The organism is Paenibacillus sp. EKM211P (assembly GCF_011066175.1).
Lineage (GTDB): Bacteria > Bacillota > Bacilli > Paenibacillales > Paenibacillaceae > Paenibacillus > Paenibacillus polymyxa.
Genome location: NZ_JAAMNS010000042.1, coordinates 1 through 1,703 on the forward strand (window position 1 = coordinate 1; position 1,703 = coordinate 1,703).

The 1,703-nt window shown below is 42.2% G+C and carries 1 pseudogene; it reads left to right on the forward strand.

The features are described from left to right. Positions 1 to 1,238 precede the first annotated feature (1,238 nt). Positions 1,239 to 1,401: pseudogene (locus G9G57_RS25235) on the forward strand (EscU/YscU/HrcU family type III secretion system export apparatus switch protein); the annotation flags it as partial. Positions 1,402 to 1,703: the final 302 nt, after the last annotated feature.

Consider the following 1,703-nt stretch of genomic DNA (forward strand, 5'->3'; position numbering starts at 1 on the left):
TCTAATTACGGATATACGTATTTACGCTATACACCATCTGGCGGATCTTATCCCAGTTAATGATCATGCACAAGGCACCCCAGACGGCCAAGTGATGGAGTTCCTTGATCTTCATTTGTAGCGTGGCAATCCGCTTGAGCAGCTCTCCGTCGTTTTTCGTTCGCTCACTTCAATCAAGTTTACGAGCATAGCCCTGACATCGCGGGGCTTTTTTTATTGCCTACTGATAAAGATGGTCATTTTTTCCAATCTGTTTGTCTGTTTCGATTCTATAAAAACTAGCATATTCTATATTATTACAAAAGAAGGGAAGTTGATTCGAATGGGAAAAGTAAATTCTTCTAGAAAAATTCTGAAACCTACGCGTCGCCTAAGAACTAAAGCAGGTACCGCATTCATTTTTAGTATCAACAATGTAGGTCCGAATTTGTTCCAAAGTCGCTTGAACCTGGCTGGGTTTGTTAATTCCTCAAGTAGGGTACTTGTCTCGATCACGGAAATTGGTATTTTTGGCGGTCAAGTTAAGCCGTTTCAAGGAGCTGCTACCATGACGATCCATAACGTCGTTCCGCATGACGACGGTATAGTAATTGTACGTGGGAATACTGGCTGGGGTAGTCCCCTCAATATACGACTTTCAGTCGTGGTTTTCTAATCGTTAGACCTGCTGAACGCACTTCTCACGGGTGAAAACTGAAAACTCCCGCCACTACGTGGAAATAAAATGTCGAATTCGCGGCAGCGCACAGAGCAAAAAGTCCTGACCTCTCAGGTTTTTTTGTTCCTTCAATTTCTCATCAGACTTATCTATCGGAGAACGCAGTTATCCATGATGATCCATCCTTTAGTTAGGGTAAAGAAAATCAATAAAGAATGGAAATCGCACTCTCGCGTACGGCAATAGGAAACGCTCGTCAAGCCTTCGGCTTCTCCTCTTCGCGCCGACCGAAAGGGAGACGGCTTACTTGTCTTCTTTTTAGAGTTACATCATCGTGGAAAGTAAACTCGACAATACATCATTCCTGATAAATTTTAAATTAATAGTATTTATGAAATTATAAGAAAATCACAAATGTGTTTAATAGAGCCTAAAAGAAAAAAGCGATCTCCCACCGAAAGGAAAACCGCTTAGTATCGTCAAACCCTTGATATTACTTGGTTTTTCAATGCGTGAAAATGTATCATAATATCCTTCTTATGGGACGGCCGGGTGCTAGAAAAACGATGCTCATCCGCAGGTCGCCCTTAAATATACGCCCGGTGAGAGCGAAGCGCCGATTGTCGTTGCCAAGGGGAGCGGTCGCATTGCGGATAGCATTTTAGAAAAAGCCAAAGAACATGGTTCCTGTTCAGGAGGATGCTGCGCTGGTTGAAGTGCTGTCCAAACTTGATTTGGACGAACCCCGGAATCAAGACCACGTACTCCAGCAGCCGATAAGCTAACCTTGATTGACAAATAATCTGTCGTCAGATAAGCTTAGTTGAGGGTTTGAAATTAGGATTGAGAGCTAAATTTAAAACATTATATTTGCAATGAATGAAAATTTGGAAGCACCTTTTTTCATATAGGCAATGATTCCCGAGAGGGACATTTCAATATGAGGAGAGGTGCTTTTTTGATATGTATGGAAAATTACATGGAGCGTGTCTATATGGGATAGATGGCGTTCTGATCGAAGTTGAGACTGATTTGTCCAATGGCT